21 protein-coding genes are annotated in these 26,194 nt (G+C 70.7%); 15 read left to right on the plus strand and 6 right to left on the minus strand.

Going from position 1 to position 26,194, the window contains the following annotated elements; translation table 11 throughout:
• Nucleotides 1-37: 37 nt before the first annotated feature.
• The gene (locus Q7L65_RS08810; RefSeq protein WP_304720483.1) at nt 38-1,009 is read left to right on the plus strand and encodes a YihY/virulence factor BrkB family protein; all 972 of its coding nucleotides are present in this window, start codon (nt 38-40) and stop codon (nt 1,007-1,009) included.
• A gap of 69 nt (nt 1,010-1,078) precedes the next feature.
• On the opposite strand, the gene Q7L65_RS08815 is transcribed toward Q7L65_RS08810, so the two are convergent.
• Nucleotides 1,079-1,225, minus strand: coding sequence for a hypothetical protein (locus Q7L65_RS08815; protein WP_304720485.1), 147 nt, complete (start codon nt 1,223-1,225; stop codon nt 1,079-1,081).
• Between the two features lie 213 nt (nt 1,226-1,438).
• On the opposite strand from Q7L65_RS08815, the gene Q7L65_RS08820 reads away from it, so the two are divergent.
• The 10 genes from Q7L65_RS08820 to Q7L65_RS08865 all read left to right on the plus strand — a co-directional run bounded on the left by Q7L65_RS08820 (nt 1,439) and on the right by Q7L65_RS08865 (nt 13,010).
• Nucleotides 1,439-2,773, plus strand: coding sequence for an MATE family efflux transporter (locus tag Q7L65_RS08820; protein ID WP_370552541.1), 1,335 nt, complete (start codon nt 1,439-1,441; stop codon nt 2,771-2,773).
• A gap of 341 nt (nt 2,774-3,114) precedes the next feature.
• Nucleotides 3,115-4,632 (plus strand): ABC transporter substrate-binding protein, encoded by a 1,518-nt coding sequence (locus Q7L65_RS08825; RefSeq protein ID WP_304720488.1) that lies wholly within the window; start codon nt 3,115-3,117, stop codon nt 4,630-4,632.
• A gap of 11 nt (nt 4,633-4,643) precedes the next feature.
• A complete protein-coding gene (locus tag Q7L65_RS08830; RefSeq protein ID WP_304720490.1) occupies nt 4,644-5,747 on the plus strand; it encodes an ABC transporter permease in 1,104 nt (367 codons plus the stop codon).
• Nucleotides 5,747-6,697, plus strand: coding sequence for an ABC transporter permease (locus Q7L65_RS08835; protein ID WP_304720492.1), 951 nt, complete (start codon nt 5,747-5,749; stop codon nt 6,695-6,697). The genes Q7L65_RS08830 and Q7L65_RS08835 overlap by 1 nt, the downstream gene beginning before the upstream one ends.
• Before the next feature lie 8 nt (nt 6,698-6,705).
• Complete coding sequence (locus tag Q7L65_RS08840; RefSeq protein ID WP_304720493.1) at nt 6,706-7,761, plus strand: ABC transporter ATP-binding protein; 1,056 nt, start codon at nt 6,706-6,708, stop codon at nt 7,759-7,761.
• Between the two features lie 95 nt (nt 7,762-7,856).
• Nucleotides 7,857-8,954 (plus strand): ABC transporter ATP-binding protein, encoded by a 1,098-nt coding sequence (locus Q7L65_RS08845; RefSeq protein WP_304720494.1) that lies wholly within the window; start codon nt 7,857-7,859, stop codon nt 8,952-8,954.
• 230 nt (nt 8,955-9,184) lie between these two features.
• Nucleotides 9,185-10,573, plus strand: coding sequence for a cellulase family glycosylhydrolase (locus Q7L65_RS08850; RefSeq protein WP_304720495.1), 1,389 nt, complete (start codon nt 9,185-9,187; stop codon nt 10,571-10,573).
• 113 nt (nt 10,574-10,686) lie between these two features.
• Entirely contained in the window at nt 10,687-12,111 is a 1,425-nt protein-coding gene (locus tag Q7L65_RS08855; protein ID WP_304720497.1) for a hypothetical protein, read from the plus strand.
• Between the two features lie 10 nt (nt 12,112-12,121).
• Complete coding sequence (locus Q7L65_RS08860) at nt 12,122-12,517, plus strand: sulfite exporter TauE/SafE family protein (protein WP_304720499.1); 396 nt, start codon at nt 12,122-12,124, stop codon at nt 12,515-12,517.
• Nucleotides 12,518-12,605: 88 nt separating this feature from the next.
• The gene (locus tag Q7L65_RS08865) at nt 12,606-13,010 is read left to right on the plus strand and encodes a TSUP family transporter (protein WP_304720501.1); all 405 of its coding nucleotides are present in this window, start codon (nt 12,606-12,608) and stop codon (nt 13,008-13,010) included.
• A 63-nt stretch (nt 13,011-13,073) separates the two neighbouring features.
• Here Q7L65_RS08865 and Q7L65_RS08870 read toward each other — a convergent pair whose 3' ends face one another.
• Nucleotides 13,074-15,950 carry a phosphoenolpyruvate carboxylase gene (locus Q7L65_RS08870; RefSeq protein ID WP_304720502.1) on the minus strand — a complete coding sequence of 959 codons (2,877 nt, stop codon included), beginning with the start codon at nt 15,948-15,950 and terminating at the stop codon, nt 13,074-13,076.
• A 183-nt stretch (nt 15,951-16,133) separates the two neighbouring features.
• On the opposite strand from Q7L65_RS08870, the gene Q7L65_RS08875 reads away from it, so the two are divergent.
• Together Q7L65_RS08875 and Q7L65_RS08880 are read left to right on the plus strand one after the other, a co-directional pair.
• Nucleotides 16,134-17,885 carry a methyl-accepting chemotaxis protein gene (locus Q7L65_RS08875; protein WP_304720504.1) on the plus strand — a complete coding sequence of 584 codons (1,752 nt, stop codon included), beginning with the start codon at nt 16,134-16,136 and terminating at the stop codon, nt 17,883-17,885.
• A 96-nt stretch (nt 17,886-17,981) separates the two neighbouring features.
• Nucleotides 17,982-18,158 (plus strand): hypothetical protein, encoded by a 177-nt coding sequence (locus Q7L65_RS08880; protein WP_304720506.1) that lies wholly within the window; start codon nt 17,982-17,984, stop codon nt 18,156-18,158.
• Nucleotides 18,159-18,199: 41 nt separating this feature from the next.
• On the opposite strand, the gene Q7L65_RS08885 is transcribed toward Q7L65_RS08880, so the two are convergent.
• The gene (locus Q7L65_RS08885; protein WP_304720507.1) at nt 18,200-19,069 is read right to left on the minus strand and encodes an LLM class flavin-dependent oxidoreductase; all 870 of its coding nucleotides are present in this window, start codon (nt 19,067-19,069) and stop codon (nt 18,200-18,202) included.
• Nucleotides 19,070-19,314: 245 nt separating this feature from the next.
• Between Q7L65_RS08885 and Q7L65_RS08890 the strand changes: the two genes are divergently transcribed.
• Nucleotides 19,315-20,055 (plus strand): alpha/beta fold hydrolase, encoded by a 741-nt coding sequence (locus tag Q7L65_RS08890; protein WP_304720508.1) that lies wholly within the window; start codon nt 19,315-19,317, stop codon nt 20,053-20,055.
• Between the two features lie 288 nt (nt 20,056-20,343).
• Here Q7L65_RS08890 and mgrA read toward each other — a convergent pair whose 3' ends face one another.
• Nucleotides 20,344-21,378 carry an L-glyceraldehyde 3-phosphate reductase gene (mgrA, locus tag Q7L65_RS08895; RefSeq protein ID WP_304720510.1) on the minus strand — a complete coding sequence of 345 codons (1,035 nt, stop codon included), beginning with the start codon at nt 21,376-21,378 and terminating at the stop codon, nt 20,344-20,346.
• Nucleotides 21,379-21,418: 40 nt separating this feature from the next.
• Nucleotides 21,419-22,489 (minus strand): AbrB family transcriptional regulator, encoded by a 1,071-nt coding sequence (locus Q7L65_RS08900; RefSeq protein ID WP_304720511.1) that lies wholly within the window; start codon nt 22,487-22,489, stop codon nt 21,419-21,421.
• A 251-nt stretch (nt 22,490-22,740) separates the two neighbouring features.
• On the opposite strand from Q7L65_RS08900, the gene Q7L65_RS08905 reads away from it, so the two are divergent.
• On the plus strand, nt 22,741-24,825 hold the full coding sequence (locus Q7L65_RS08905) for a methyl-accepting chemotaxis protein (protein ID WP_304720512.1): 2,085 nt from the start codon (nt 22,741-22,743) through the stop codon (nt 24,823-24,825).
• Between the two features lie 70 nt (nt 24,826-24,895).
• Here the strand turns inward: Q7L65_RS08905 and pepT are convergent, their stop codons facing one another.
• Nucleotides 24,896-26,173, minus strand: coding sequence for a peptidase T (pepT, locus tag Q7L65_RS08910; RefSeq protein ID WP_304720513.1), 1,278 nt, complete (start codon nt 26,171-26,173; stop codon nt 24,896-24,898).
• Nucleotides 26,174-26,194 lie beyond the last annotated feature (21 nt).

Consider the following 26,194-nt stretch of genomic DNA (forward strand, 5'->3'; position numbering starts at 1 on the left):
TGGCGCTGCACCCCGTGGCGCTGTACAACCACTCGCGATGGATCTGCTGCGGCCCGTGCGCGCGTTCGACCGACTCCAGCGCCGTGTGCCGGTGCTGGGGTTCCCGCTCGCGGTCGTGAAGAAGTTCTCCGACGACAAGGCGGGCCACCTCGCCGCGCTGATCGCCTACTACGGCTTCTTCTCGATCTTCCCGCTGCTGCTGGTGCTCGTCACCGTCCTGGGCTACGTGCTGGCCGGCAACGAGGCGTGGTATGACCGGATCGTCGACTCGGCGCTCGGGCAGTTCCCGGTGATCGGCGACGACATCCAGATCGGCGCGCTGCGCGGCGACACGACCGCGTTGATCATCGGCATAGCGGGCGCGCTGTGGGCCGGGCTGGGCGTGACCGTCGCGGCGCAGCGGGCGATGGACGAGGTCTGGGACGTGCCCAACCGCCAGCGGCGCGACTTCTTCATGGCGCGCCTGCGCGGGCTGCTGGTGCTGGTGACGCTCGGCGCCCTCAACCTCGCGATCACGATCGCGGTCGGCCTGATCGTCGGCGGGCTCGGCAGCTTCGGCGTGCGCGCGTCGGGGCTCGGCCTCACGCTGCTGCTCGACGTCTTCCTCTTCTGGGCGGTGTTCCGGCTGCTCACGGCGCGCGAGGTGCCGACGAGCGACCTCTGGATGGGGATCGCGCTGGCAGCGATCGGCTGGGCGGCGCTGCAGACGATCGGGACGATCTACGTCGATCGCGTCGTCAGCCGGGCGAGCGCGACGTACGGCCTCTTCGCGATCGTCATCGGCCTGCTGTCATGGCTCTACATCGGCGGTCAGATCCTGCTCTATGCCGCCGAGGCGAACGTGGTGCGCGTGCGCAGGCTGTGGCCGCGCGGGCTGCTCGATCCGAGCACCGTCGCCGACGTGCAGGCGCTGCGCTCCCTCGCGCGTGTGGAGGAACGCAAGGACGGGCAGCGGATCGAGATCGAGTTCGAGCAGAAAGAGCCGAAGGCCGGGACACGCGACGACTAGACCGGGACACGCGACGACTAGAAGATGACGCGCCGGCCCGCACCCGGCGCGCCGCTTGCGCTCGGTCCGTCAGACCGCCGCTCCACGACCGCCGCGGTAGCCGGTCAGGAAGATCACGATCGCGACGATCCCGAGCACGAACAGGATCGGGTTGACGATCACGCCGCCGGCGATGGCGATGACGAGCAGCACGATGCCAAGGATCAGCCACAACATTGGTGAGGTCCTTCCTCCGTAGGTGTGAATCCGCTGAACGACTGCGGGCGAGCGATTCAGAATGAACGTCCCGCGTCCGTCGTTGAGGCAGGTACCCGCGCTTCACGGGCGCCATGCGCGATCCGTCAGATCAGCGCCCGCTCAGGCAGCCACGCCTCGGTGCGGCGCATCGAGGAGAGGTGGACGAACCGCTCGAGTGCCACGATGAGCCCCGTGCCCCGCACCGTCCGACGCCCTCGCGCAAACCCCCACGACCGCGAACTCGTCCGCCTTGCCGTCCCGGCTCTCGGGGCGCTTGCGGCGGAGCCGTTGTACCTGCTCGTCGACACGGCGATCGTCGGGCATCTCGGTACGCCGCAGCTGGCCGCGCTGGGGATCGCGACGGTGATCCTCACGACGACGTTCACGCTCTTCAACTTCCTCGCGTACGGCACGACGGCGCAGGTCGCGCGGCTGCACGGCGCCGGCGACAGCGCCGCCGCCGCGCGCTTCGCGGCGCAGTCGCTGTGGCTGGCGAGCGCCATCGGGATCGCGCTGGCGCTGGCGAGCGTCGCGCTCGCGCAACCGGCGGTGGCGCTCTTCGGCGGCACGGGGGAGACCGCGCACTACGCCATCCAGTACCTGCGAATCGCCGCATTGGGATTGCCCTCAGCGCTGATCGCGCTGGCTGGCCAGGGTTACCTGCGCGGAACCGCGGACCTCAAGACGCCGCTGAAGATCGTGATCGCGGCGAACGTGCTGAACGTCGTGCTGGAGTTGCTGTTCGTCTACGGCTTCGACTGGGGGATGCGCGGATCGGCGGCCGGCACCGCGATCGCGCAGACGACGATGGGCGCCGCGTTCGCGATCCTGCTGCTGCGAGCGCCGGCCGACCGCCGCCGCCCCGACCGCCGCGCGATCTCCCGGCTGGCGCGGATAGGCGGCCACCTGTTCGTGCGCACCGCGGCGCTGACCGGCGCCTTCGCGGTCGCCAGCGCGGTGCTGGCGCGGGTCGGCACCGCCTCGCTGGGCGCGCACCAGATCGCCTTCCAGCTGTGGTCGTTCCTCGCGCTCGTGCTCGACGCGATCGCGATCGCCGCGCAGGTGGTCGTCGGGCGCGCCCTCGGCGCGGGAAGGAGCCAAGAGGCCAAGACAGCGGCGACGCGGATGATCTGGTGGGCGGTCGCGCTGGGCACCGTCCTCGGCGCGATCATGCTGGCGCTCGGCAGCGTGCTGCCGCAGGCGTTCACCGACGATCCGGCAGTGGTCGAGCGGGCGCGCGCGGTCTGGTGGCTGTTCGCGCTGATGCAGCCGGCGGCGGGCGCGGTCTTCGCGCTCGACGGGATCCTGATCGGTGCGGGCGACTCGCGCTTCCTGATGTGGTCGATGCTCGCGTGCGCGTTCGGCGTGTTCGTGCCGATCGCGCTGCTGTCGCTCGTGCTCGACTGGGGGATCGTCGGCGTCTGGGCCGGGATCGTCGCGCTGATTTCGGCGCGTCTCGTACTGACGCTCACCCGCTTCGTGCGCGGACGATGGGTGATCCCCGATTCACCCGGGGATCGCCTGTAGTACCCCGATACATTCCGGACAAACCGCGTAGACGCGCCCTAACGCGGCACACATAATTTGACAACTCAACGTCAACTGGCCGCTCCTTGATCGATCCTTTGCGGCGACTAGATTGGGCCGCCGCAGGAAAAGCTGGAGCTATACGACGAGGAGGCTCTGTAATGAGGTACTGGGCTCGAGCCCTGAGTGCGATGCTGGTCGCACTCGCGCTCGCAGTGACCGTCGCCGCGTGCGGCGGCAACGACGACGACAGTGGTACGTCCACGGCCGCGTCGACGACGTCATCAGGGGGCGGCGGATCCGCCGAAGGAGCGACGCAGGGGGGCACTGCGACCGTGCTCATGGGCACGGCGCCCGACTATCTCGACCCACAGCTGGCTTACACCACGCAGGCGGTCGAGGCGCATTGGATCAGCTACACCGGTTTGCTGACCTATCGCCACGAGGAGGGCGAGGCGGGCACGGAGTTGATCCCCGGCCTGGCCGACGGGCTGCCGAGAATCTCCAGAGACGGCCTGACGTACGACTTCACGTTGCGCAGAGACCTCAGATACTCCGACGGCACGCCCGTCAGAGCGTCTGATTATCCGTATTCGATCGAGCGCATGATCAGAGTCCCGTGGGGCGGCAGATCGTTCGTCACCAACTACGTCGTCGGTGCTGACGCCTTCGACACCGGTAGAGCGAGAAGCATCTCCGGCATCACCGCCAATGATGCAACGGGCAGAATCACGATCAGACTGAGAGAGCCGTACGGCGCCTTCGCCAACGTGCTCGCGTTCCCGGCGCTGGCGTTCGTGCCGAGAGGCACGCCGATCAGAAACCTCAGCAACGATCCGCCGCCCGGCGTCGGTGCGTACATCCTCACCGACGTGGTTCCCAACCGCACGTTCACGTTGAGAAGAAACCCGTTGTTCGCCGGCTTCAGAATTCCGGACATCCCGACGGGCAACCTCGACTCGATAAGAGTGAACATCGTCTCGAACACCAACTCCGAGGCGCAGCAGGTGCTCAACAACCAGGCCGACATCTTCGACCCGGGTGACACGCTGCCGCCGGCCCTGCTGCCGCAGATCGAGGCGCAGGCGAGAGATCGCTTCGCGCGCAAGCCGGTGCCGTCGACGTTCTACTTCTTCCTCAACACGACGATCCCGCCGTTCAACAACGAGCAGGCCCGCATCGCCGTCAACACCGCGATCGACCGTGACGCGCTCTCGCGTATCGCCTCGGGCTTCCTCGAGACGGACTGCTTCTTCATCCCGAGAGGCATCGTCGGCCACCCGACGAGCGAATGCCCCTACGGCGACAGACCGGACCTCGCCAGAGCGCAGCAGATTCTGAGAGACGCCGGTCTGGAGGGCGCCCCGGTCACCGTCTGGGGCCAGGAGCGCAGCCCCCGCAAGGAGTACATCGACTACTACACCGACCTGTTGAACAAGATCGGCTTCAGAGCGACGGAGAGAATCATCGCCGACACCGTCTACTTCCCGACGATCGGTAACGCCAGAACGAACCCGCAGACTGGCTTCGCCGACTGGCTGCAGGACTTCCCGAACCCGTCCGACTTCTACCTGTTGATGGACGGTCGCTCGATCCAGCCGACCAACAACCAGAACTTCTCGAAGGTCAACGATCCGCACATCCAGAGCGAGCTGAGAAAGCTCAACGCGGTGCCGGCCACCGAGCTCGACAGTGTCGCCGACGAGTGGGCGGCGCTGGACGAGTACACGGCGAGAAGAGCGTACGTGGCTGTGTATGGCGCGGAAGCCGTGCCGAAGTTCTTCAGTGACAGACTGAACTTCGACGCGATCTTCCACCCGCTGTACTTCAACGACTGGTCGACGCTCTCGACCAAGTAGGACATCGGCTCGTGGCAATAGATCCAGCCACGCCCGACGCGACCGGCTCCGGCGCGATCCGCTCGGCCGGCGGCGACTCTCCAGTCGTCGCCGCGCCGGGCGGTGCCCCGGCGGCGGGCATCGGGCCGTACAGACTCGCCCGGCGCCGGCTGCGCCGCAACAAGGTCGCGCTCGCGTTCGGCGCGCTGTTCGCGATCATCGTGATCCTCTGCTTCTGCGCCCCGTTGTACGCCGATCACGTGGCGCACACCGGGCCCAACGAGAACCACATCACCGAGCAGGTCGACGGGCAGGACGTCGTCTCGCCGACCGGCCTGCCGATCGGCCCGACCTGGCACGGCGAGTTCCTGCTGGGAGCCGACCAGAACGGCCGTGACCTCGCCGTCCGGCTGCTGTACGGCGGGCGCAACTCGCTCGAGGTCGGCTTCGTCGCGACGCTGATCACGATGCTGCTGGCGACGATCATCGGGCTGCTCGCGGGCTTCTACCGCGGTGTCGTCGACGGCGTGCTCGCGCGCGTGCTGGACCTGATCTGGGCCTATCCCGTCGTGCTGCTGGGCATCGCGCTCGGCACCTCGCTGGCCCTCGGAGGGATCTCGATAGGGCCGATCTCGCTGTCGGGCAACTCGCTGCTGGTGCCGGCGGTGATCATCGGGGTGGTCTACATCCCGTACGTCGCCAAGCCGATCCGCGGGCAGGTGCTCGGGCTGCGCGAGAAGGAGTTCGTCGACGCGGCGCGCGTGCAGGGTGCCAGTTCGCTGCGGATCATGACCCGCGAGATCCTGCCGAACATCGCCTCGACGCTGATCGTCTTCCTGCCGTTGATCGTCGCGAACGCGATCCTGCTGGAGGCCGCGCTGTCGTATCTCGGCGCTGGCATCCAGCCGCCGAACCCGTCGTGGGGGACGATGATCTCCGACGGCATCCGGCTGATCCCGAGCGCGATCCACCTGACCTTCGTGCCGGGCGCGATGCTCGTGCTCGCGGTGCTCGGCATCAACGTCTTCGGCGACGGCGTGCGTGACGCGCTCGACCCGCGCGCGAGAGTCAAGATCACCGAGAAGATCGAGGACCGAGTTGCCGACGACCCGATCGAAGTGGCGGTGAACCACTGATGTCCCGCTTCGTGATTCGTCGCGTCATCTCGATGGTGCTCGTGCTGTTCGCGATCTCCGTGCTGACGTTCCTGATCTTCCAGGCGATCCCCAACGGCGACCCGGCAGTGCGGCTCGCCGGACGCACCGCGACGCCGGCGCAGATCGAGCAGATCCGCCAGTCGTGGGGCTTCGACGACCCGATCTGGCAGCAGTACCTGACGACGATGGGGAAGATCCTGTCGGGTGACGTGATCTCGTACACGCAGCAGTTGAACGTGATGACGCAGATCAAGCAGGCGCTGCCGGCGACGCTGTCGCTGGCGATCGGCGCCGGCATCCTCTGGCTCTTCCTCGGCGTCGTCTTCGGCCTCTTCAGCGCGATCAAGGCGGGGCGCTTCACCGACCGCGCGCTGACGGTGCTGGCGTTGGTCGGCGTCTCGACGCCGGTCTTCCTGCTCGGCGCCGTCGCGCTCTACTTCCTCGCGTTCAAGCTGACGATATTCCCCAACGGCGGCTACGTGCCGCTGACGCAGGACCCGATCGACTGGCTGTACCACATGATCCTGCCGTGGTGCGTGCTGTCGGTGCTGTTCATCGGCGTCTATTCGCGCGTGCTGCGCTCCAACGTGCTCGACACGATGAGCGAGGACTTCGTGCGCACCGCGCGCGCGAAGGGGATCAGCGAGCAGCGCGTGCTCGTGCGGCACGTGCTGCGCAACTCGATGATCCCGATCATCTCGCTCTGGAGCCTCGACTTCGCCGCGGTGATCGGCGGCGGCGCGATCCTGACCGAGTCGGTCTTCAACCTTCATGGTGTGGGCCAGTACGCAGCCGAATCGATCCAGCAGCTCGACGTGCCGCCGGTGCTCGTCGTCGTGATGCTCGGCGCCGCCGCGGTCGTCGTGCTGAGCGCGCTCACCGACGTGCTGTTCGCATTCCTCGATCCTCGCATCCGACTGACGGGCTGACACCCAGAATGACCGAACCTGAACGACTGCTCGACGTCGAGAACCTGCGCGTGTCCTTCCGCTCTGAGGAGGGCCTCGTGCAGGCCGTCGACGACGTCTCCTTTCACGTCGACCGCGGCGAGGTGCTCGCGATCGTCGGCGAGTCCGGCTCCGGCAAGACCGTCACCGGGATGTCGCTGATGGGGCTGACGCGCTCGGCGAACTCGAGATTCGAGGGCACCGCGACGCTCGACGGCAAGGAGCTGATCGGCGCCTCCGACCACGACCTGCGCGAGATCCGCGGCAGCAAGATGGCGATGATCTTCCAGGACCCGATGACGGCGCTGAACCCGGTCCAGCGGATCGGCGCGCAGATCGTCGAGCAGATCCGCGCGCACGACGACGTCACGAAGGCGCAGGCGCTCGACCGCGCGGTGCAGCTGATGGAGCGCGTCGGCGTGCCGCGCGCGAAGGAGCGGCTGCGCTCCTACCCGCACGAGTTCTCCGGCGGCATGCGCCAGCGTGTGATGATCGCGATGGCGCTGTCGTGCTCGCCCGAGCTGCTGATCGCCGACGAGCCGACGACGGCGCTCGACGTCACGATTCAGGCGCAGATCCTGGTGGAGCTGGACCAGTTGCGGCGCGAGACGAACGCCGGCGTGATCCTCGTGACGCACGACCTCGGCGTCGTCGCCGACATCGCCGACCGCGTCGCCGTCATGTACGGCGGGCGGATCGTCGAGCAGGGAACGCTCGACGAGCTGTTCTACGACCCGCAGCACCCGTACACGTGGGGCCTGCTCGGCTCGATCACGCGGATCGACCGCGACCGTCCCGGCCGCCTGCCGGCGATCGCGGGCCTGCCGCCGTCGCTGCTGAACCCGCCGCAGGGCTGCCACTTCCGCCCGCGCTGCCCGCACGAGTTCGACAAGTGCACGGAGGTGCCCGGGCTGGACGTGCGCGATGCGACGAAGCCCGGCCACTGCGACCGCTGCTGGCTGTCGACGGAGGACAAGCGGCGGCTGCGCGAGATCTCGCCCGGCGAGATCGGGCTGGCCGGCAAGCCGGGGACGGTGGCGGCGTGAGCGCGGAATCGCTCGGGCAGAGCCCTCGGATTCCGGGCGAGAACTCGCCTGGGGCTCCTTCTCGCAGCGCGCAGCAGGACTCGAGCGCTCGCCCGTTGCTCGAAGTCGACCACCTGCAGCTCTACTTCCCGATCAAGCGCGGCGTGATCGTCGACCGCACGATCGGCCACGTGCACGCCGTCGACGACGTCTCGCTGACGCTGGACGAAGGGGAGACGCTCGGGATCGTCGGCGAATCCGGCTGCGGCAAGACGACGCTGTCGCGCTCGATCGTGCGGCTGGTGGAGCCGACCGCCGGCTCGATCAAGTTCCGTGGCAGAGACATCACGAAGGCCGGGCGGCGCGAGCTGCAGCCGGTCCGCAGGGAGATGCAGATGGTCTTCCAGGACCCGCAGGCGTCGCTGAACCCGCGCAAGCGCGTCGGGCAGATCGTCGGCGCACCGCTGGAGCTGCACGGCGTCGGGCGGCGCGAGACGGAGAGAAAGGTGCGCGAGCTGCTGGCGCGCGTCGGGCTCAACCCCGAGCACGTCAACCGCTTCCCGCACGAGTTCTCCGGCGGCCAGCGCCAGCGGATCGGGATCGCGCGGGCGCTCGCGGTCGAGCCGAAGCTGATGATGCTGGACGAGCCGGTCTCGGCGCTCGACGTCTCGATCCAGGCGCAGGTGATCAACCTGCTCGACGACCTGCAGGACGAGTTCGGGCTGTCGTACGTGTTCGTCGCGCACGACCTGTCCGTCGTGCGTCACGTCTCCGATCGGATCGCGGTTATGTACCTCGGCAAGATCGTCGAGTCCTCGCCGTCGGAGGAGCTGTACACGAAGCCGGTCCACCCCTACACCGTCGGGCTGCTCGGCGCGATCCCGATTCCCGATCCGAGGCAGAACCGCGCGCGCCGCCGGCTCGTCGTGAGCGGCGAGCCGCCGAACCCGATCGACCCGCCCAGCGGCTGCCGCTTCCGCACGCGCTGCCCGCGCGCGAGCGACGTCTGCGCCCAGGTCGAGCCGCAGCTGACCGAGTACGCCAACGGCCACGTCGCCGCCTGCCACCACCCGCTGAACGTGACGGCGGCGGAGATCGCGAGCGCCAGACGCAGCCCGCTGAGCCCGCTCGGCGCGGGCGAGACGCTGCCCGACGTGGTCGCCGGCACGGACGCGGCGGCAGCGGCGGTCGGGGATCGCAACCTGGGGGCGTAGGGGCTCGAACACGCTCGCGCGGGCGCGCCGCCAGACTGAACGCGAGCGTGCAGCTCGCAAACCGTCTGCGCGGAGCGCTACCTTCGGGGTCGCGGTGGTTTTGCACCGTAGTGAGCCTGCCATGTTCGATCGCCGGTGGGCTCGGAAAGGGTGCGGGGAGTCCCTCGCACCAGTGTCGTAAAGCAATGAAGGAGGCCGCCTCAGTGCGCCAACGGATCTTGCTCGTCGCAATGACGGGTCTCGCCCTGCTCGTGCCAGCCGTCACGGCGAGCGCGAACAGCAAGCAGTTCACGACCGTCGAAGCGCCAGGCGAGTTGCTCGACGGCTCACCTGGGCAGGCGCTCGACGAGATCGACGACCTCGGCGCGGACGCGATCCGCATCCAGCTCAGCTGGGCCGGTCTCGCGCCCAACTCCAGCGCCACCCGCGCGCCGAGTTTCAACGCGACCGACCCGAACGCCTACAGCGGCTGGGAGCGCTACGACGCCGCCGTCGACGGCGCGCGCGAGCGCGGCCTGAAGGTCCAGATCACGATCGGCGGCGCGGCGCCCCGCTGGGCGACGCCCAAGCACGACGGCCTCACCAGACCGGACCCGACCGCGTTCGGCAAGTTCGCGACTGCCGTCGGCCGCCACTTCGGCTCCAAGGTCTCGTGGTGGTCGATCTGGAACGAGCCGAACCTCGGCAAGTTCCTCAAGCCGATCGCGAGCAACCAGAGCGCGACCGTCTACCGCAATCTCTACCTGAAGGCCTACTCCGGCCTCAGAAGCGCGGGCGTGCGCGCGCCGATCCTCGTCGGCGAGCTGGCGCCGATCGGCAACTCGATCCGCGACGTCGGCACGATCCGGCCGCTGCAGTTCCTGCGCAGCATGCTGTGCCTCGACAAGAACTACAGAAGAGCCAAGGGCACGCGCTGCGCCAAGCTGCCGACGCAGGGCCTCGCAATCCACCCGTACTCGACCAAGGCCGGCCCGTTCCTGACCCCGCCGGTCGACAACCTCACGATCGGCGTCCTGCCGCGCGCCACCGAGGCGCTCGACAAGGCCGCCCGTGCCGGCGCGATCGCCGCCCGCACGCCGCTCTACGTGACCGAGTTCGGCGTCCAGAGCTATCCCGACAAGCGCACCGGGGTCCCGCTCGACGTGCAGTCGGACTACCGTTCGATCGCCGAGTACATCGCGTACTCCAACAGCCGCGTGAAGTCGTTCTCGCAGTACCTGCTGCGCGATGACGACGACGACACCGGCGGCAATCGCTACGGCGCGTTCGAGTCGGGCCTGTTCCTGTTCAAGGGCCGCAAGCCGAAGCCGTCGCTGTACAGCTTCCGCCTGCCGCTCGTCGTGATCGCGAACAGAGGCTCGACCACGAGAGCCACGCTGTGGGGCCTCGTGCGTCCCGGCAAGCAGGCGCGTCGCGGTGGTTCGGTCACGCTCGAGTACGCCGACGGCAGCGGCGCCTGGAAGCGGATCGGCAGCCAGCGCTACAGCTCCAGCGGCTATTTCAAGCGCGCGGTGGCGACCAAGAAGGGCCGCAAGTTCCGCGTTCTCTGGACCGCGCCTGACGGCACGAAGTACACCGGTCCCAGAACCGTCGCGCGCGCCGCCGCGCCGACGGCCTGACCGCCCTCTGCGCTACCTTCGGCCGCCTGGCACGTTGAAAGGCCAGAAAGAGCCCGCGTGACGTCACCGACGTGCGCGGGCTCTGCCCCATCCCGATGAAGGAGGACGCCTTCGTGCGCCAACGGATCCTGCTGGTCGTCGTCGCTTTTCTCGCCGTGCTCGTGCCGGCGGTCGCCGCGAACGCGAACAGCTCGCAGTTCACGACCGTCGAGGCTCCCAGCGAGCTGACGACCGTCGGCGTCTCGCCCGACGCGGCGCTCGACGAGATCAAGGCGCTCGGCGCCGACGGGATCCGCATCCAGCTCGGCTGGCGCGGCCTCGCGCCGGACTCCGGCTCGCGCACGAAGCCGACGTTCAACGCGACCGATCCGAACGCCTACGGCGGCTGGGAGAAGTACGACGCCGCGATCGACGGCGCGCGCGAGCGCGGCCTGCTCGTGCACGTGACGATCACCGGCGCCGCGCCGACGTGGGCGAGCGCGACGAAGGACCCGGAGGGCCTCACACGGCCCGACGCGGCCGAGTTCGGCAAGTTCGCGACGGCGGTCGGCCGTCGCTACGGCAGCAAGGTCGCGCTCTGGTCGATCTGGAACGAGCCGAACCTCGGCAAGCTGCTGAAGCCGATCTACGACGGCTCCAGCAACAGACTCGCGAGCCCGCTGACCTACCGCGACCTCTACCTCAGAGGCTATGCCGGCCTCAGAGCCGCGGGCGTGCGCAAGCCGATCCTCGTCGGCGAGCTGGCGCCGCAGAGAAACTCCTCGCGCACGTTCGGCACGGTCGCGCCGGTCGACTTCCTGCGCGGGATGCTGTGCCTCGACAAGAACTACAAGAAGGTCAAGGTCGGCGGCAAGACCTGCTCGAAGCTGCCGACGCAGGGCTTCGCGATGCACCCGTACTCGACGAAGGCCGGGCCGTTCCTGAGACCGGCCGACCCGGGCAACGTCGTGATCGCCGTGCTCGATCGCCTCACGACCGCGCTCGACAAGTCGGCGAGCGCCGGCGCGATCGCGTCGCGGCTGCCGATCTACATGACCGAGTTCGGTGTCCAGAGCTACCCGGACAAGCTCGTCGGCGTGCCGCTCGACAAGCAGTCGGACTTCCGCTCGATCGCCGAGCGGATCGCCTACCTGAACCCGCGCGTGAAGTCGTTCTCGCAGTACCTGCTGACCGACGACGCCAACCCGAGCGGCCGCGCCTACGGCGCCTTCGAGTCGGGCCTGTACCTGAACGTCGGCAGAAAGGTGAAGCCGGCGTACGCGGGCTTCCGCCTGCCGCTCGTCGTCGTGCCCGGCAGAAGCGCGAGCACCGCGACGCTGTGGGGCCTCGTGCGCCCGGCGAAGCAGGCCGGCTCGATCACGCTGCAGTACAGAGACGGCGGCGCGTGGAGAAGACTCGGCAGCCAGCGCTTCGGCTCGACCGGCTACTGGACGCGCGCGGTGACGACGTCGTCGAAGCGCTCCTGGCGCGTGACGTGGGTCGCGCCGGACGGCGACACCTACGTCGGCCCGGCGACGAGAGCGCACACGAAGCCGTAGCGTTCGCGGGGTGAGCGGCCCCGCTTCGGATGTGACACAGCCATCGCCGCGCGGGCGGACCCTGCGCCTCGCGGCGATCGGCACCGCCGGCGGCCTCTTCAGCGGCCTCTTCGGCGTCGGCGGCGGCACCGTGATGGTGCCGCTGCTGCTGCTCTGGATGGGCTACGAGGCGCGCTCGGCGGCGGCGACCTCGCTCGGCGCGATCGTGCTGATCGCGGGCTTCGCCGCCGCGACGCAGGGCCTCTACGGCAACGTCGACGTGCTGTCCGGCGTGCTCGTCGGAGTTCCCGCGATCGGCGGCGTCCTGATCGGCACGTGGCTGCAGCAGAAGCTCCCCAGCGACACGATCGCGTTCGCGTTCGCCGGGCTGCTGGTGGTGGCGGCGGTGAATCTGGTGCTGCGGTGAGAGAGCGCATGACCCCGCTGCGCGCCGCGCTCGCGGAGGCGGCTGCGGCTGCGGCCGTCGTGGCGCCGCCCGCCCGGGAGGCGCGCTGATGGACGGCGACCTGCTGCTGGCGGGCTTCATCGGCATCTTCGCCGGGATCGCCTCCGGGCTGCTGGGCGTCGGCGGCGGGATCCTGTTCGTGCCGGCGCTGACGCTCGTGCTCGGGCTCGGCACGGTCGAGGCGGAGTCGACCTCGCTGCTGGCGATCGTGCCCGTCGCGCTCGTCGGCAGCTGGCGCCAGCGCCGCTACGGCAACCTCGTCGTGCGCGACGCCGGCGTGATCGGCGCGCTCTCGATCGCCGGCGCGGTGGCGGGCGTGGCGCTCGCCAACGTCCTGCCCGAGGTCGTGCTGAGAATCGGCTTCGCGCTGCTGATGCTCAACCTCGCCCGCCAGTTGGTCATGCGCGGCCTGAGAGACCGCCGCGCGCGGCTGGCGGCCGCGCCGCACGCGTAGGACCGCGGGATTGCCACCGCTCTGCAGCAGCAATCCTGCGGTCCTCCTCCGCGACGCCGCCGCTCAGCCGGTGTTGCGCATGCCGGCGGCGATGCCGGCGACCGTGTGGAGCAGCGGGGTGTGGGCGTCGGCGTCGTCGGCGCGAGCGCGACGCAGCAGGTCGACCTGGACGTGCGAGAGCGGGTCGATCCACGGGTTGCGGTGCGTCAGGCGCGTCAGCAGCGCGGGCGTGTCGCCCAGCAGCGTCTCGTTGCCGGTGATCTCCAGCACGCGCGCGACGAGCCGCTCGTGCTCCTCGCGGATCGGCGTCCAGAGCTGCTTGGCGCCTCTGTCGGTCACCAGCTCGAAGTAGCGCTCGGCGACACCGAGGTCGCTCTTGAAGAGCGACATCTCCAGCATCGAGATGACCATTCTGAAGAACGGCCAGCTCTCGCGCATCTCCCGCTGCAGCGCCAGATCGCCGGTCGTCAGCGCGGTGCCGGCGCCGTACCAGGCCGGCAGCAGCAGGCGGTTCTGCATCCACGCGAAGACCCACGGGATCGCGCGCAGCTCGCGCAGCTTGCGTCCGCCGCGCGAGGCCGGCCGCGAGCCGATGTTCAGCTCCGCCAGCTCGTCCAGCGGCGAGGCCTGGTGCAGCAGCGCGTCGAAGCGCTCGTCGTCGTAGATCAGCGCGCGGTAGGTCGTGCGCGAGCTGTCGGCGAGCCGCTGCGCCTCGTCGCGGTAGTGCGTGGGCGGCTGGGCCGGCGGCGCCAGCGTCGCCAGCACGACGCCGGACAGCGTCTGCTCCAGCGCGCGCTGCGCCAGCTCCGGATGCGCATAGCGCTGCGAGATCACCTCGCCCTGCTCGGTGATGCGGATGCGGCCGCGGATCGAGCCGGGCGGCTGCGCGACGATCGCGCGGTGGCTCGGGCCGCCGCCGCGCGAGGTCGAGCCGCCGCGGCCGTGGAAGAAGCGCAGCTTCACCCTGTGCTCGTCGGCGGCCGCCATCAGCCGCTCCTGCGCCGCGTACAGCTCCCACTGCGCGGAGATGAAGCCGCCGTCCTTGGCCGAGTCGGAGTAGCCGAGCATGATCTCCTGGCGGCGCTCGCAGCCGTTCAGGTGCGAGGCGTAGCCGGGGTCGACGTAGAGCGCGTTCATCGTCGCCGTGGCGCGCGTGAGGTCGTCGACGGTCTCGAACAGCGGCACGATCGGCAGCGCCGGCAGGCCGTCGCGCCCGACGCCGGCGCGGCGCAGCAGGTACAGCGTCGCGAGCACGTCGGAGGGCTGCTCCGCCATCGAGATGATCACGCTGCCGAGCGCGCGCGGCCCGTGCAGCCGCACGCCGTCGGCGATCGCCGAGAAGGCGGCGAGCGTGGCGGTGACCGATTCGGGCAGCTCGGCGCTGTCGGCGCCGGTCGCCGGCGCAGCGGCCCCGCCGGCATCGGCCGAGGCAGCACGCCCGCCGGCGCCAGCCGACGCCGCCTGAGCCCGACCCCGCTCGTTGCCGTCGCTGGTGCCTGAGGCGCCCCTGCCTGAGGCGCCCCTGCCGGCTCTCGCCGACGCGCCGCGAGCCCGACCCCGCTCGTTGCCGCCGTTCGCGCCGGCAGCGTTCGCGCCGGCCGCATCGAGCCCCAGAATCGCCTCGGCCAGCAGCGCCTGTCTGGTCGCTTCGTCGGCGTCCCCGTAGCCGGGCACGAGCACGGCGACGGCGGCCTGCAGCGGCCCGGCGTTCTGGCGCACGTCGAGCGCGGCGAGGTGGAAGCCGAACGTCCGCACCTGCACCAGCAGGCGCGCGATCGCGCCGCCGGCGACGCGCGCGGAGGAGAGGCTGTCGCGCACCAGTTCGAGGTCGGCGGCCAGCTCCGAGGGGTCGCTGTAGCCGCCCGCCTCGCGCCGGCGCGTGCGCTGCAGGCGGGTGCCGATCAGGCCGAGCTTGCGCCGAAACGGCTCGTTCGGGTTGCGTCGGCGGCTGCCGACGTTCGGCAGCTCCGCCTCGTCGTGCTCGATCGAGGAGCGCAGCGAGGGGGAGAGGAATATGTGGTCGTCGGCCTGCGAGAACTCGCGCGCGAGGTTGTCGACGCGGCGGTGCAGCAGGCGCAGCGCGGTCGTGCGGTGCAGGTGCAGCGTGCGCGCGACCGACTCCGGGCCGACCTCCGGGTTGCCGTCCATGTCGCCGCCGGCCCATGAGCCGAAGCGCAGCGCGGGCTGCGCGGGCGGCCACGGCAGGTCGAAGTTGCGCGACAGCTCGGCCGCCAGCAGCGGGACCGCGTCGAACAGGGTCGCCTCGAAGAAGAACAGCGCGCGGCGGACCTCGTCCTCCACGAGCGGCCGCATTCTGCGCACCTCGTCGGTCTGCCACCAGGTCGTGAGGACCTCGCGCAGTTCGTCCTCGAGCGTGCGGCGGCGGGTCGCGCCGACGCGCGGGTCGTCGAGCTTCTCCATGATCCGCCAGACCGACTGCTGGTGGTCGAAGACGGAGCGGCGCGTCGCCTCGGTCGGATGGGCGGTCATCACGAGCCGCACGTCGAGCTCCTGCAGCGCCTCCGCCACGCGTGAGCGCGGCACCTGCGTGACGGCGCCCCGCGTCGCGGCGAGCGACTCGCGCTGCGGCACGCTCGTGTCGGAGTCGTACTCGCGGCGGCGGCGCAGGCGCTCCAGCTCCTCCGCGATGTTCGCCAGCTGCAGTTGCATCGAGCAGGCGCGCACGTACGGCGCCAGGCGGGCGGCCGGCTGGCCGCGCAGGAAGGTCAGCAGCTGCTCGCCCTGCGCATGGTCCCCGTCGCGCAGCGCGGCGGCGCTGTCGCGCAGCCAGAACAGGCGTTCGCGGAAGGCGCGGCCGTTCTGCTCCTCGAGCACGTCGCCGAGCAGGCGCTCGAGCAGGATGGTGTCGCGATCCAGTGCGTCTGCGGCGGCGCCGCGGGGGCTCGCGGCTGCGGGAGTGGAGGTGGAGGGAGCGGACATCTCGCAACCATTGTGGCGAGGTTGCGTATGGAACAGATGTTCCGCGCGTGAAATCGGTGCCACGATCTTCTGCGTTCGATCGCGGCGATTCAAGAAACGCCTGCGTCTGCCGAGAACACGGTGCAACGTGAGGACGCGGAGCAGAACTCCGGTCCGTCGCAATCGATCGGGGAGGAGCAGCGCGTGAAGGGGTTCATGGGCGTTCGCTGGACCGTCGGACGCAAGCTGGCGCTGGCGTTCGGCGCGATGCTCGTGCTGGTGCTCGCGACGGGCGCGATCGCGCTCTCCAGCATCGCGTCGCTGCAGGACGACCACGACCGCGTCGTGGGGGCTGCGACGCCGGCGCTCGACGCGGCGGCGAGAGCCCGCGTCGCCACGATCGACCAGGACTTCTCGTCGCACGTCTCCGACTCGCGCACGCTGCTGATCGTCGCGATCGTGCTCGCGACGCTGCTGGCGACGGTGCTCGCGCTGTGGATCGCGCTTGCGCTGAGAATGCGCGTGCGGCGCGTGCTCGCGCGCCTCTCCCACTTGCGCGACGACTGCGTCACGAACCTCAACGACGGCCTCGCGGCGGTCGCGCGCGGCGACATGAACGTCGCGGTGGAGGCGACCACGCGCCCGATCGAGCGGGTCTCCAGCGACGAGATCGGCGAGATCCAGGTCGGCGTCAACGAGATCCTCGAGAAGACCGTCACCTCGATCGCGCAGTACAACGCGATGCGCGAGCAGCTGCGCGCCGCGCTCGGCGACCACTCCTGCCTCGACGAGCTGGTCCCGCGACTGGAGTCGCTGGAGGCGAACTGCCTGACCGACCTCGACCGCGGGATGGCCGCGATGGCGCAGGGCGACCTGACGCTGGACATACACGCGGCCACGAGCCCGCTGCCGCCGGCGCGCGTCGGTGAGTCGCGCGGGCGTTTGGCAGAGATCTTCGACGCGATGCTCGGGCGCGCGCAGACGTCGATCGACTCCTACGGGCGGATGCGCACGACGCTTGCGCAGATGCTGCGCGAGATCGCGCAGAGCAGTGCGAGCGTCTCCGCAGCTTCGCAGCAGGTGGCGATGAACTCGGAGGAGACCGGACGCGCGATCGCCGAGATCGCGACGACGATCGGCGACGTCGCGCTCGGCGCGGACCGCCAGGCGAGAGCGGTCTCGGAGGCGCGCACGATGACCGAGGAGGTCGCGACGGCATCGAAGCTGAGCGCCGACAACGCGCAGGAGTCGGCGCGCGCGGCCGAGCAGGCGCGCGGGGTCGCGGTCGACGGCGCGGCGGCGGTGGCGCAGGCGACGGCGGCGATGCAGGCGGTGCGGGTCTCCTCCAGCGAGGCGACGGGTGTGATCCGCGCGCTCGGCGAGAAGTCGGACCAGATCGGCGGGATCGTCGCGACGATCACCGGGATCGCGGAGCAGACGAACCTGTTGGCGTTGAACGCGGCGATCGAGGCGGCGCGCGCGGGCGAGCAGGGCCGTGGCTTCGCGGTCGTGGCGGAGGAGGTGCGCAAGCTGGCCGAGGAGTCGCAGCGCGCGGCGGCGTCGATCGGCGGGCTGATCTCCGAGATCCAGCGCGAGACCGGTCGCGCGGTCGAGGTCGTGGAGACCGGCGGGCGTCAGACGCAGGAGGGCGCGGCGACGGTCGAGCAGGCGCGCGCGTCGTTCGAGCGGATCGGCGGCTCGGTCGAGGACATGCACGTGCGCGTCGAGCAGATTGCCGGGGCGATCGAGCAGATCGCGGCGAGCGCGCTGCGGATGCGCGAGAGCATGGGCCAGGTCGCGACGGTCGCGGAGGAATCGTCGGCCTCCAGCGAACAGGTCTCCGCATCGACGGAGCAGACGTCGGCCTCGACGCAGCAGATCGCGTCCTCCGCCCAGGCGCTCGCGCGCACCGCGGAGGAGTTGGACGCGCTCGTGAGCAGGTTCACGTTGGCGTAGGGCGTGCCTGGGGCGCGACGCGCGTGCAAGGGTGCCATGCGCGGGCGGCGGGCGCGATGTGCGTGCGACGTGGGCGGGCCGGGTAGCTGACTGTGCATGACACAGGACGACGAGAAGCGCGACGACGACGCCGGCAAGCCCGCCTCCGGTCTCAGAGGCGACAAGCCCGGCGCCAGAGACGGCGACGACAAGGACACTCTGCCCGGCGCGCCGGGCGACTCCGACACCGCGCTGGGCGACACCGACCAGCACTCGGACGTGCCGTCGCAGTAAGAACAGGTTCCAAGCGGGGTGCAGCAGCCGCGCCGCTGCAGCTACCCGAACCGCTCGCGCAACGCCGGCGCCACCTCCTCGGCGAAGCGGGCGAGCTGGTCGCGCGGGTCGCCGTCGCCCCAGAAGACGAAGCCGTCGAAGCGATATCTGTCACGCAGTTCGCTGAGCTGCTCGATCCACTGCTCGGCGGGGCCGCGCAGGTAGCCGTCGCGGTCGCCGTCGGTGATCGCGCCGTTGACGTTCGCGAGTCGCACGATCGCGGCCGGGTCGCGATCGGCCGCGCGGGCAGCCTCGTCGATCCACCGCTGGCGCACGCCGACCTCCTCCAGCGGCATCCGCGGGACGCTCGGCAGCCACCCGTCCGCGAGCCGGCCGGTCAGTCTGACCATCCGCGGGCCATATGCACCCAGCCAGATGCCGATCGGATGCAATGGCTGCGGTCCGGGATGCACGCCGCGCAGGGTGTAGTGCTCGCCCGCGAACGAGGCCGACCGCTCGCCGCTCCACATCAGGCGGATCACGGCGATCGCCTCCTCGAGCGCGTCGACCGACTCCTTGCGCGAGCGCTCCGGCCCGCCGATCGCCGCGATCGCCTCCGCGAAGCCGCCGGCGCCGAGGCCCAGTTCGACGCGTCCGCCGCTGAGCACGTCCAGCGACGCGGCGGCCTTCGCCAGCACGGCCGGCGGGCGCAGCGGCAGGTTCGCGACGTCGGTCACGAGCCGGATCCGCTCGGTGCTGGCGGCGAGGAACGACAGCAGCGTCCAGGTGTCGAGGAAGCGGCGCTGATAGGGATGGTCCTGCACGCCGACGAGGTCGAGGCCGGCCGCGTCGGCCGCCGCGACGAGCGCGAGCGTCCGCTCGACCTCCTGCGCGTCGGGCACGACGAAGACGCCGAGCTGAAGGGGAGCCATGCGCTCACGCTAGCGCGTGCGGAGGCGCCTGAGATCGCAGCGCAGCCGGCCTGCTCGGAGCAGGCCGCCCGTACGCATGTCCGCCGCGGCGCCTCGCGACGACGCCCGCCTGAGCGAGGACCGGCAGTTCGCTGCTGCTGAGCGGTAGTAGAGCTGCGGTCCTCCGTCAGCAGCGCCGAAACGGCCGGCGCAACGCCGGCTGCGCTATGACGTTCCCAGCACCCACCAACGAAGGAGCAGTTCTGATGGCCACCATCGTGCTCGTCCCCGGCGTCGGCGTCGGCGGCTGGCTCTGGTCCCGCGTCGCGCCGCAGCTGCAGGCGGCCGGTCACGACGTCCACTCGGTCACGCTGAGCGGGCTCAGGGAGGAGGATCGCGACGCCGACGTCTCGCAGGTCGATCTCTCGACGCACGTTGTCGACGTCGTCAGGATGCTGGAGCAGGAGGACCTCAACGACGTCGTGCTGGTCGCTCACTCGTACGGCGGCAACGTGATCCGCGGCGTCGCCGAGCGCGTGCCGCAGCGGATCGCGCGGCTGGTCTACCTCGACGCCGAGATCCCCACCGCCGGCGTCTCGATGTTCGCGGCGGCGGGGCCCGAGTTCGAGCAGTCGATCCGCGCGACCGCGGCGGCCGGAGGCGACCCGACGCGCCTGCCGTGGTTCGACGACGAGACGCTCGACGCGCACTTCCCGGGCAACGAGATCAGCGCGGAGGATCGCGCCTGGCTGGCCGCTGGCGCGGTCAGCCATCCGCTCGCGACCTTCGGCGAGGCGCTCACGCTCGACAACCCCGCTGCCGCCGCGCTGCCGCGCACCTACGTCACGTGCACGAGACGGATGCTGCCGTCGCCGATCGGCGACGACACGCCCGGCTGGGACCATGCCACGCTGGAGACCGGCCACTGGCCGATGCTGACGCTCCCGCAGGAGACCGTCGCGCTGCTGGACGCGATCGCGAGCGGGCGACCTGCGGCGGCCGCCTGAGCGCCGCGGCCGGGCGCATCGACACCCTGACCGACGCCGCCCGCGCGCTGGCGCTAGAGTGATCGGACCGGCGGATTGCCCACTCGACCGGAACCCTTCGGGGCTCGTCCAGGCAACGCGCCGGCCTTGCGGCCGGCGGCCTGTCCAGGAGGTCGGGAGTGTCCAGTTGCCCAGGCATCAAGACACAAGTCCTGGGACGTTTGCAGTTAGTGGTGATCCATGACCGGGGGCAACCGGCCGGGCGCAAGCCCGGCCGGTCCCATCTAATCGGCGAGCGCGCCCGGCCTCTCACTCGACCTCAGCCGACTCCGCCCACAGGTTCACGCCGGAGTCGTGCGCGTGCTGGTCGATCTCGGCCAGCTCCGCGGCGCTGAAGTCGAGCCGCTGCAGCGCGCCGAGGTTGTCGTCGAGCTGCGCGACGCTGGAGGCGCCGACGACGGTCGAGGTCACGCGCGGGTCGCGCAGCGTCCACGCGAGCGCCATCTGCGCGAGCGACTGGCCACGGCGGGCGGCGATCTCGTTCAGCGCGCGGATCTCGTTCAGCGTCTGCTCGGTCAGCCACCCGCGGTCCAGCGAGTCGTCGCGCGCCGCGCGCGAGTCGGCCGGGATGCCGTTCAGATAGCGGTCGGTCAGCATCCCCTGCGCCAGCGGCGTGAAGACGATCGAGCCGACGCCCAGCTCGCCGAGCACGTCGAGCAGATCTCGCTCGATCCAGCGGTTGAGCATCGAGTAGGACGGCTGGTGGATCAGCAGCGGCGTGCCCAGCTCGCGCAGGATCCGCGCGGCCTCGCGCGTGCGCTCGCCGCCGTAGGAGGAGATCCCGACGTACAGCGCCTTGCCCTGCTGCACCGCGCTGTGCAGCGCGCCCATCGTCTCCTCCAGCGGCGTGTCCGGATCGAAGCGGTGCGAGTAGAAGACGTCGACGTAGTCGAGGCCCATCCGCGTCAGCGACTGGTCCAGCGAGGCGAGCAGGTACTTGCGCGAGCCGAACTCGCCGTAGGGACCGGGCCACATGTCCCAGCCGGCCTTCGTCGAGATGATCAGCTCGTCGCGATGCGTACGGAAGTCCTCAGCGAAGATGCGGCCGAAGTTGGTCTCGGCGGATCCGTACGGCGGCCCGTAGTTGTTGGCGAGGTCGAAGTGCGTGATGCCGCGGTCGAACGCCCGTCGCAGGATCGCGCGCTGCGTGTCGACCGGACGATCGTCGCCGAAGTTGTGCCACAGGCCGAGCGAGATCGCCGGCAGCAGCAGGCCGCTGCGCCCGCAGCGGCGGTACTGCATCGTGTCGTAGCGGTCCGCGGCAGCGATGTAGGTGGAGGCCATGACCTGATCCTCCCACGCACCGCGCGGGCTGAAGCGGCGATTACCGCGAAGCCGCCGCGCGCGCCCCGTAGCGTCGCAGCAGCAGCCGCACCGCGAACGGCGCCAGCACGATCATCACCAGCAGTCGCAGCGTCTGCACCGCGACGACGAAGGTCGTGTCGGCACCGGTCCCGACCGCCGCCACCAGCACCGCGTAGAGGCCGCCCGGGGTCGTCGCGAGGTAGGCGTCGAGCAGCGTCGCGCCGGTCGTCGCCGCGAGCGCCGCGGCGAGTCCGAAGCAGGCGATGCAGAGCAGCATGACCGACACGAGCACCGGCATCAGCAGCCGGCCCAGTCGCCGCACCATCTCGACGGTGAAGCGCAGCCCGACCTGCAGGCCGATCATCGCGAACGCCGCCTCGCGCAGCAGCGGCGGCACCTCGACCGTGCCGCTCGGCAGCGTCAGCGCCAGCACCGACGCCAGCAGCAGCGGCCCCATCAGCGTCGCGACCGGCAGCCGCACGAGTTGCCCGAGCGCGACTCCGGCGACCGCGATCCCGAGCGTCATCAGCCAGTCGAGCGGCGCGCCGAGGAACGGGCCGCTCGTCTGCGCGGTCGCGGCGGCGGCGTGGTGGTCGCCGAAGAAGAGCGCGACGATCAAGGGCGTGGTCAGCACGATCAGCAGCACGCGCACGTACTGCATGAACGCGACGATGCGGTCGTCGGCGCCCAGTTCGTTCGCCATCGCGACGATCCCCGAGGCGCCGCCGGCGACCATCCCGAGCGCCGCGGTCGGCTCGTCGACGTCGGTCGTGCGCGCCATCACGTGGCCGGCGACGAGGCTCAGCACGAGCGTCGCGGCGCTGACGAGCGCGACCGGCAGCCAGTCGTGCGCGAGCGCCTCCAGCGACGACGACTGCAGGTAGGAGCCGAGCACGACGCCGGTCGCGCCCTGCGCGGCGTGCGCCACGCGCGGCGCGACGTCGAAGCGGCCGGGTGCGCGCAACGCGACCGCGAGCCCGACCAGCAGCGCGCCGAAGAGCGTCGCGGAGGGAAGGCCGATGCGGTCCAGCGCCCACGCGACGGCGGCGACCACTGCGGCGAGTCCGAGCCATCGAGCGGAGCGCGTCATGAGGGCCACGAGGCTAGTTGGTCGTCGGCGCGATCGGAGTGCGCGCCAGCTGCAGTCGTTTGCAGGCGTGCTCGACAGCGCGTTGGCGCGCCACGATCGAACCGCGTTCCAGCCACTGGAATCTGCCTGGTAGCAGGCGATTCACCGCTGCAACGGCGATCGGTCTGAGGCGCCTCCGACGCTTCAGCCGGAGGTCCGGCAGCCGATCACCCCGGCTAGTCCGAATCCCCCGCGTCCGAAGGAAGCCCCCCGTGAAGCTCACCGTCCGCACGAAGCTGCTCAGCGGCTTCCTCGTCGTCATCGGCCTGATGGTCGTGATCGGTTTCGTCGCGATCTCGCGCATGGGCGCGGTCAACGACAACGTCAAGGAGTTCGGTTCAGACGTCGCGCCGAGCTTGCAGGACGTCGGCTCGATCAACGCCTACATCTTCCTGTACCGCTTCGATCAGCTCAATTATGTGATCGCGACGCCGAGAGAACGCGCGACGATCACCAGATCGCTCGACACCGACGTCGCCACGATGCAGAGATCGATCGACTCGCTCGCCAGCCATGCGAGAGGCACGAGACAGGCCGAGGTCGTGAGAGCGTTCCAGGCGGCGTGGGGCGACTACGTCGCCGTCACCGAGGGCTTCAAGGCGCCCGCGGACAGAAACGACTACACGACCGCGATCGCGACGATCAAGGAGGGCGCCGGCAGAACCGCCTACGACAGAACGGTCGCGCAGTTGGTCGCGCTCAACGATGGCCTCAGAAGACAGTCGATAGCGCAGACCAACGACGCCGAGAACACGGTCAGCGACGGCCGCACGATGATCCTCGTGCTGCTGGCGATAGCGGCCGTGATCGGCATAGCGATCGCGCTGGTGGCCGGCGGGACGATCTCCAACGGCATCAAGCAGCTCGTGCGCGCCGCGCGCGGGATCGCGAAGGGCGACGTCGAGCAGAGCGTCGAGATCAGATCGCGCGACGAGCTCGGCGACGCCGGCGCGGCCTTCCGCGACATGATCTCCTACCTCGACGAGACGGCGACCGCGGCAAAGTCGATCGCGGCCGGCGACCTGACCGTCTCGGTGGAGCCGAAGTCCGACAGAGACGCGCTTGGCATAGCGTTCGCCGAGATGACCCAGCAGCTGCGCGAGGCGCTCGGCGACAGATCGTCGCTGGAGGCGCTCGTCGAGCGGATGGAGACGCTCTCCACGCGCGACCTGGCGGCGCTGCAGGCGGCGCTGGAAGCGGTCGCCAGCGGCGACCTGACGGTCGAGGCGACGAGCACGACGGTCGCGCTGGCGGCGGACGAGGGCTACCACCTCGGTCGCCTCGGCGAGATCTTCAACGCGATGCTCGCGCAGCTGCAGGACTCCGTCCGCGGCTACGACGAGATGCGCGAGAGAGTCGCGGCGATGCTGCTGCAGATCTCGCACGAGACGCAGGCCGTCGCGGCCGCCTCGCAGCAGATGGCGACGACGTCGGAGGAGACCGGCCGCGCGATCGGCGAGATCGCCTCTGCCGTCGGCGAGGTCGCCGCCGGCGCCGAGCGTCAGGTCCGCACCGTCGGCGAGGCGCGCGAGGTCGGCGAGGCCGTCGTGACCGCCGCCCGCTCCTCGAGCGACAACGCCGACCGCACCGCGCACGCCGCCGAGCAGGCGCGCACCGTCGCGGAGGAGGGCGCCGAGACGATCGCCCGCGCGACCGAGGGCATGCAGGCGCTCGTGCAGGTGTCCGGCGAGGTGACCGAGGCGATGCGCGGCCTCGGCGCGAAGTCGAACCAGATCGGCGGGATCGTGTCGACGATCACCGGCATCGCGGAGCAGACGAACCTGCTTGCGCTGAATGCCGCGATCGAGGCGGCGCGCGCGGGCGAGCAGGGGCGCGGCTTCGCCGTCGTCGCCGAGGAGGTCCGCAAGCTGGCCGAGGAGTCGCGCGGCGCGGCCTCCTCGATCGCCGGCCTGGTCGAGGAGATCCAGCGCGACACGAGCACCGCGGTCGAGGGCGTCGAGGCGAGCGGCTCGCAGATCGAGGCCGGCGTCGGCACGGTCCAGGAGGCGCGTGAGGCGTTCCTGCGGATCGGCACCAGCGTCGAGGACATGAACGCGCGCATCATGGAGATCGCCGCCGCCGTCGGCGAGATCTCCGAGCGCGCCGGGCAGATGGGCGACAACATGGCCGAGGTCGTCTCGGTCGCCGAGCAGTCGTCCGCGTCGACCGAGCAGGTCTCGGCCTCCACGCAGCAGACGTCGGCCTCCTCGCAGGAGATCTCGGCGTCGGCGCAGGAGCTGGCGAAGACCGCGGAGGAGCTGGAGCGGCTCGTCGCGCAGTTCACGCTGAACCGCTAGAGGCACTGGAGCGAGCGAGCAGCAGCACCGACGCGGCCGGCACTCGCCGGCCGCGTCGTCGTCGGTGGTCCTAGTCCTGGCCCCGCGCCCACTGCTCGGCGAGCCGCACGAGCGTGGCCGCCGAGGCGGCCATCTCGTGCAGCGAGGCCCACTCGCGCACCGAGTGGTATTCGTGCCCGCCCGTGAAGAGGTTGGGCGTCGGCAGCCCGCGGGCGCTCAGCAGCGAGCCGTCGGTGCCGCCGCGGATCGGCGTGCGCAGCGGCTCGATCCCCTCCGCGCGCAGCGCGAGCTCCGCCAGCTCGACGACCTCGGGCGTGCCGGCGAGGTGGTCGCGCATGTTCGGGTACTGCTGCGTGACGGTCATCTCCAACGTCGCTCGCGGCTCGCTCGCGACGATCTCCTCGGCGGTGCTGCGCAGCAGTTCGACGTGCTGCGCCAGCAGCTCGTCCTCGAAGTCGCGCACGATCGCGCGGATCGTCGCCTCGCCAGCGCTGCCGCTGATCTCGTACGGGTGGATGAAGCCCTCGCGGCCGCTCGTCGTCTCGGGCGTGAGCGTGTCCGACGGCAGCGCCGCGAGCACGCGCCCGGCGAGCCGCAGCGCGTTGACGAGCTTGCCGGTCGCGAAGCCGGGGTGGACCTCGACGCCGGTGATCGTGAGGATCGCCTCGGCGGCGGTGAAGGTCTCGTCCTGCAGCTCGCCGAGCGTCGAGCCGTCGACCGTGTAGGCGCAGCGCGCGCCGAAGCGCTCGACGTCGAAGTGGATCCCGCCCCGGCCGATCTCCTCGTCGACGGTGAAGCCGATCCGCAAGGTGGGCCGGGGCGCGTCGGGGGTCGCGACGAGGTGCGCGACGGCGGCCATGATCTCGGCGACGCCGGCCTTGTCGTCGGCGCCGAGCAGCGTGTCGCCGCTGGAGGTGATCAGGTCGTGGCCCTGCTTGCCCTGCAGCTCCGGCATCTGCTCGGGGTCGAGCCGCGTGCCGCCGCGCGGCAGCGCGATGATGCCGCCGTCGTAGCCGCGGTGGACGATCGGCTCGACGCCGTCGCCGGGCGCGTCGGGGCTGGTGTCGACGTGCGCGATCAGCCCGACGACCGGCGGCTCGCCGTCGCCGCTCCAGCCGCGCGCGGGCAGTGTCGCCATCACGTAGCCGCCGTCGAGCAGCTCGGCGTCGTCGAGCCCGAGCGCGCGCAGCTCCTCGACCAGCATGTGCCCGAGGTCGAGCTGCCCGGGCGTGCTCGGCCGGCTGTCCGAGTCGCGGTCGGACTGGGTCGAGACGCGCACGTAGCGCAGGAAGCGATCGAGCAGGTCGGGCGCGAGCTGCTCGGCGAGTGAGGACGTGAACGGCGCCATATGAGGGCACCCTACCCCGCC

The organism is Conexibacter sp. CPCC 206217 (assembly GCF_030646165.1).
GTDB lineage: Bacteria > Actinomycetota > Thermoleophilia > Solirubrobacterales > Solirubrobacteraceae > Conexibacter.

Bases quoted from the DNA above. Each gene is read 5' to 3' on its own strand.
- Q7L65_RS08810 (WP_304720483.1), top strand. From the start codon at position 38: ATGGATCTGCTGCGGCCCGTGCGCGCGTTCGACCGACTCCAGCGCCGT.
- Q7L65_RS08815 (WP_304720485.1), bottom strand. From the start codon at position 1,225: ATGTTGTGGCTGATCCTTGGCATCGTGCTGCTCGTCATCGCCATCGCC.
- Q7L65_RS08825 (WP_304720488.1), top strand. From the start codon at position 3,115: ATGGGCACGGCGCCCGACTATCTCGACCCACAGCTGGCTTACACCACG.
- Q7L65_RS08835 (WP_304720492.1), top strand. From the start codon at position 5,747: ATGTCCCGCTTCGTGATTCGTCGCGTCATCTCGATGGTGCTCGTGCTG.
- Q7L65_RS08840 (WP_304720493.1), top strand. From the start codon at position 6,706: ATGACCGAACCTGAACGACTGCTCGACGTCGAGAACCTGCGCGTGTCC.
- Q7L65_RS08850 (WP_304720495.1), top strand. From the start codon at position 9,185: ATGACGGGTCTCGCCCTGCTCGTGCCAGCCGTCACGGCGAGCGCGAAC.
- Q7L65_RS08865 (WP_304720501.1), top strand. From the start codon at position 12,606: ATGGACGGCGACCTGCTGCTGGCGGGCTTCATCGGCATCTTCGCCGGG.
- Q7L65_RS08870 (WP_304720502.1), bottom strand. From the start codon at position 15,950: ATGTCCGCTCCCTCCACCTCCACTCCCGCAGCCGCGAGCCCCCGCGGC.
- Q7L65_RS08880 (WP_304720506.1), top strand. From the start codon at position 17,982: ATGACACAGGACGACGAGAAGCGCGACGACGACGCCGGCAAGCCCGCC.
- Q7L65_RS08885 (WP_304720507.1), bottom strand. From the start codon at position 19,069: ATGGCTCCCCTTCAGCTCGGCGTCTTCGTCGTGCCCGACGCGCAGGAG.
- Q7L65_RS08890 (WP_304720508.1), top strand. From the start codon at position 19,315: ATGGCCACCATCGTGCTCGTCCCCGGCGTCGGCGTCGGCGGCTGGCTC.
- mgrA (WP_304720510.1), bottom strand. From the start codon at position 21,378: ATGGCCTCCACCTACATCGCTGCCGCGGACCGCTACGACACGATGCAG.
- Q7L65_RS08900 (WP_304720511.1), bottom strand. From the start codon at position 22,489: ATGACGCGCTCCGCTCGATGGCTCGGACTCGCCGCAGTGGTCGCCGCC.
- pepT (WP_304720513.1), bottom strand. From the start codon at position 26,173: ATGGCGCCGTTCACGTCCTCACTCGCCGAGCAGCTCGCGCCCGACCTG.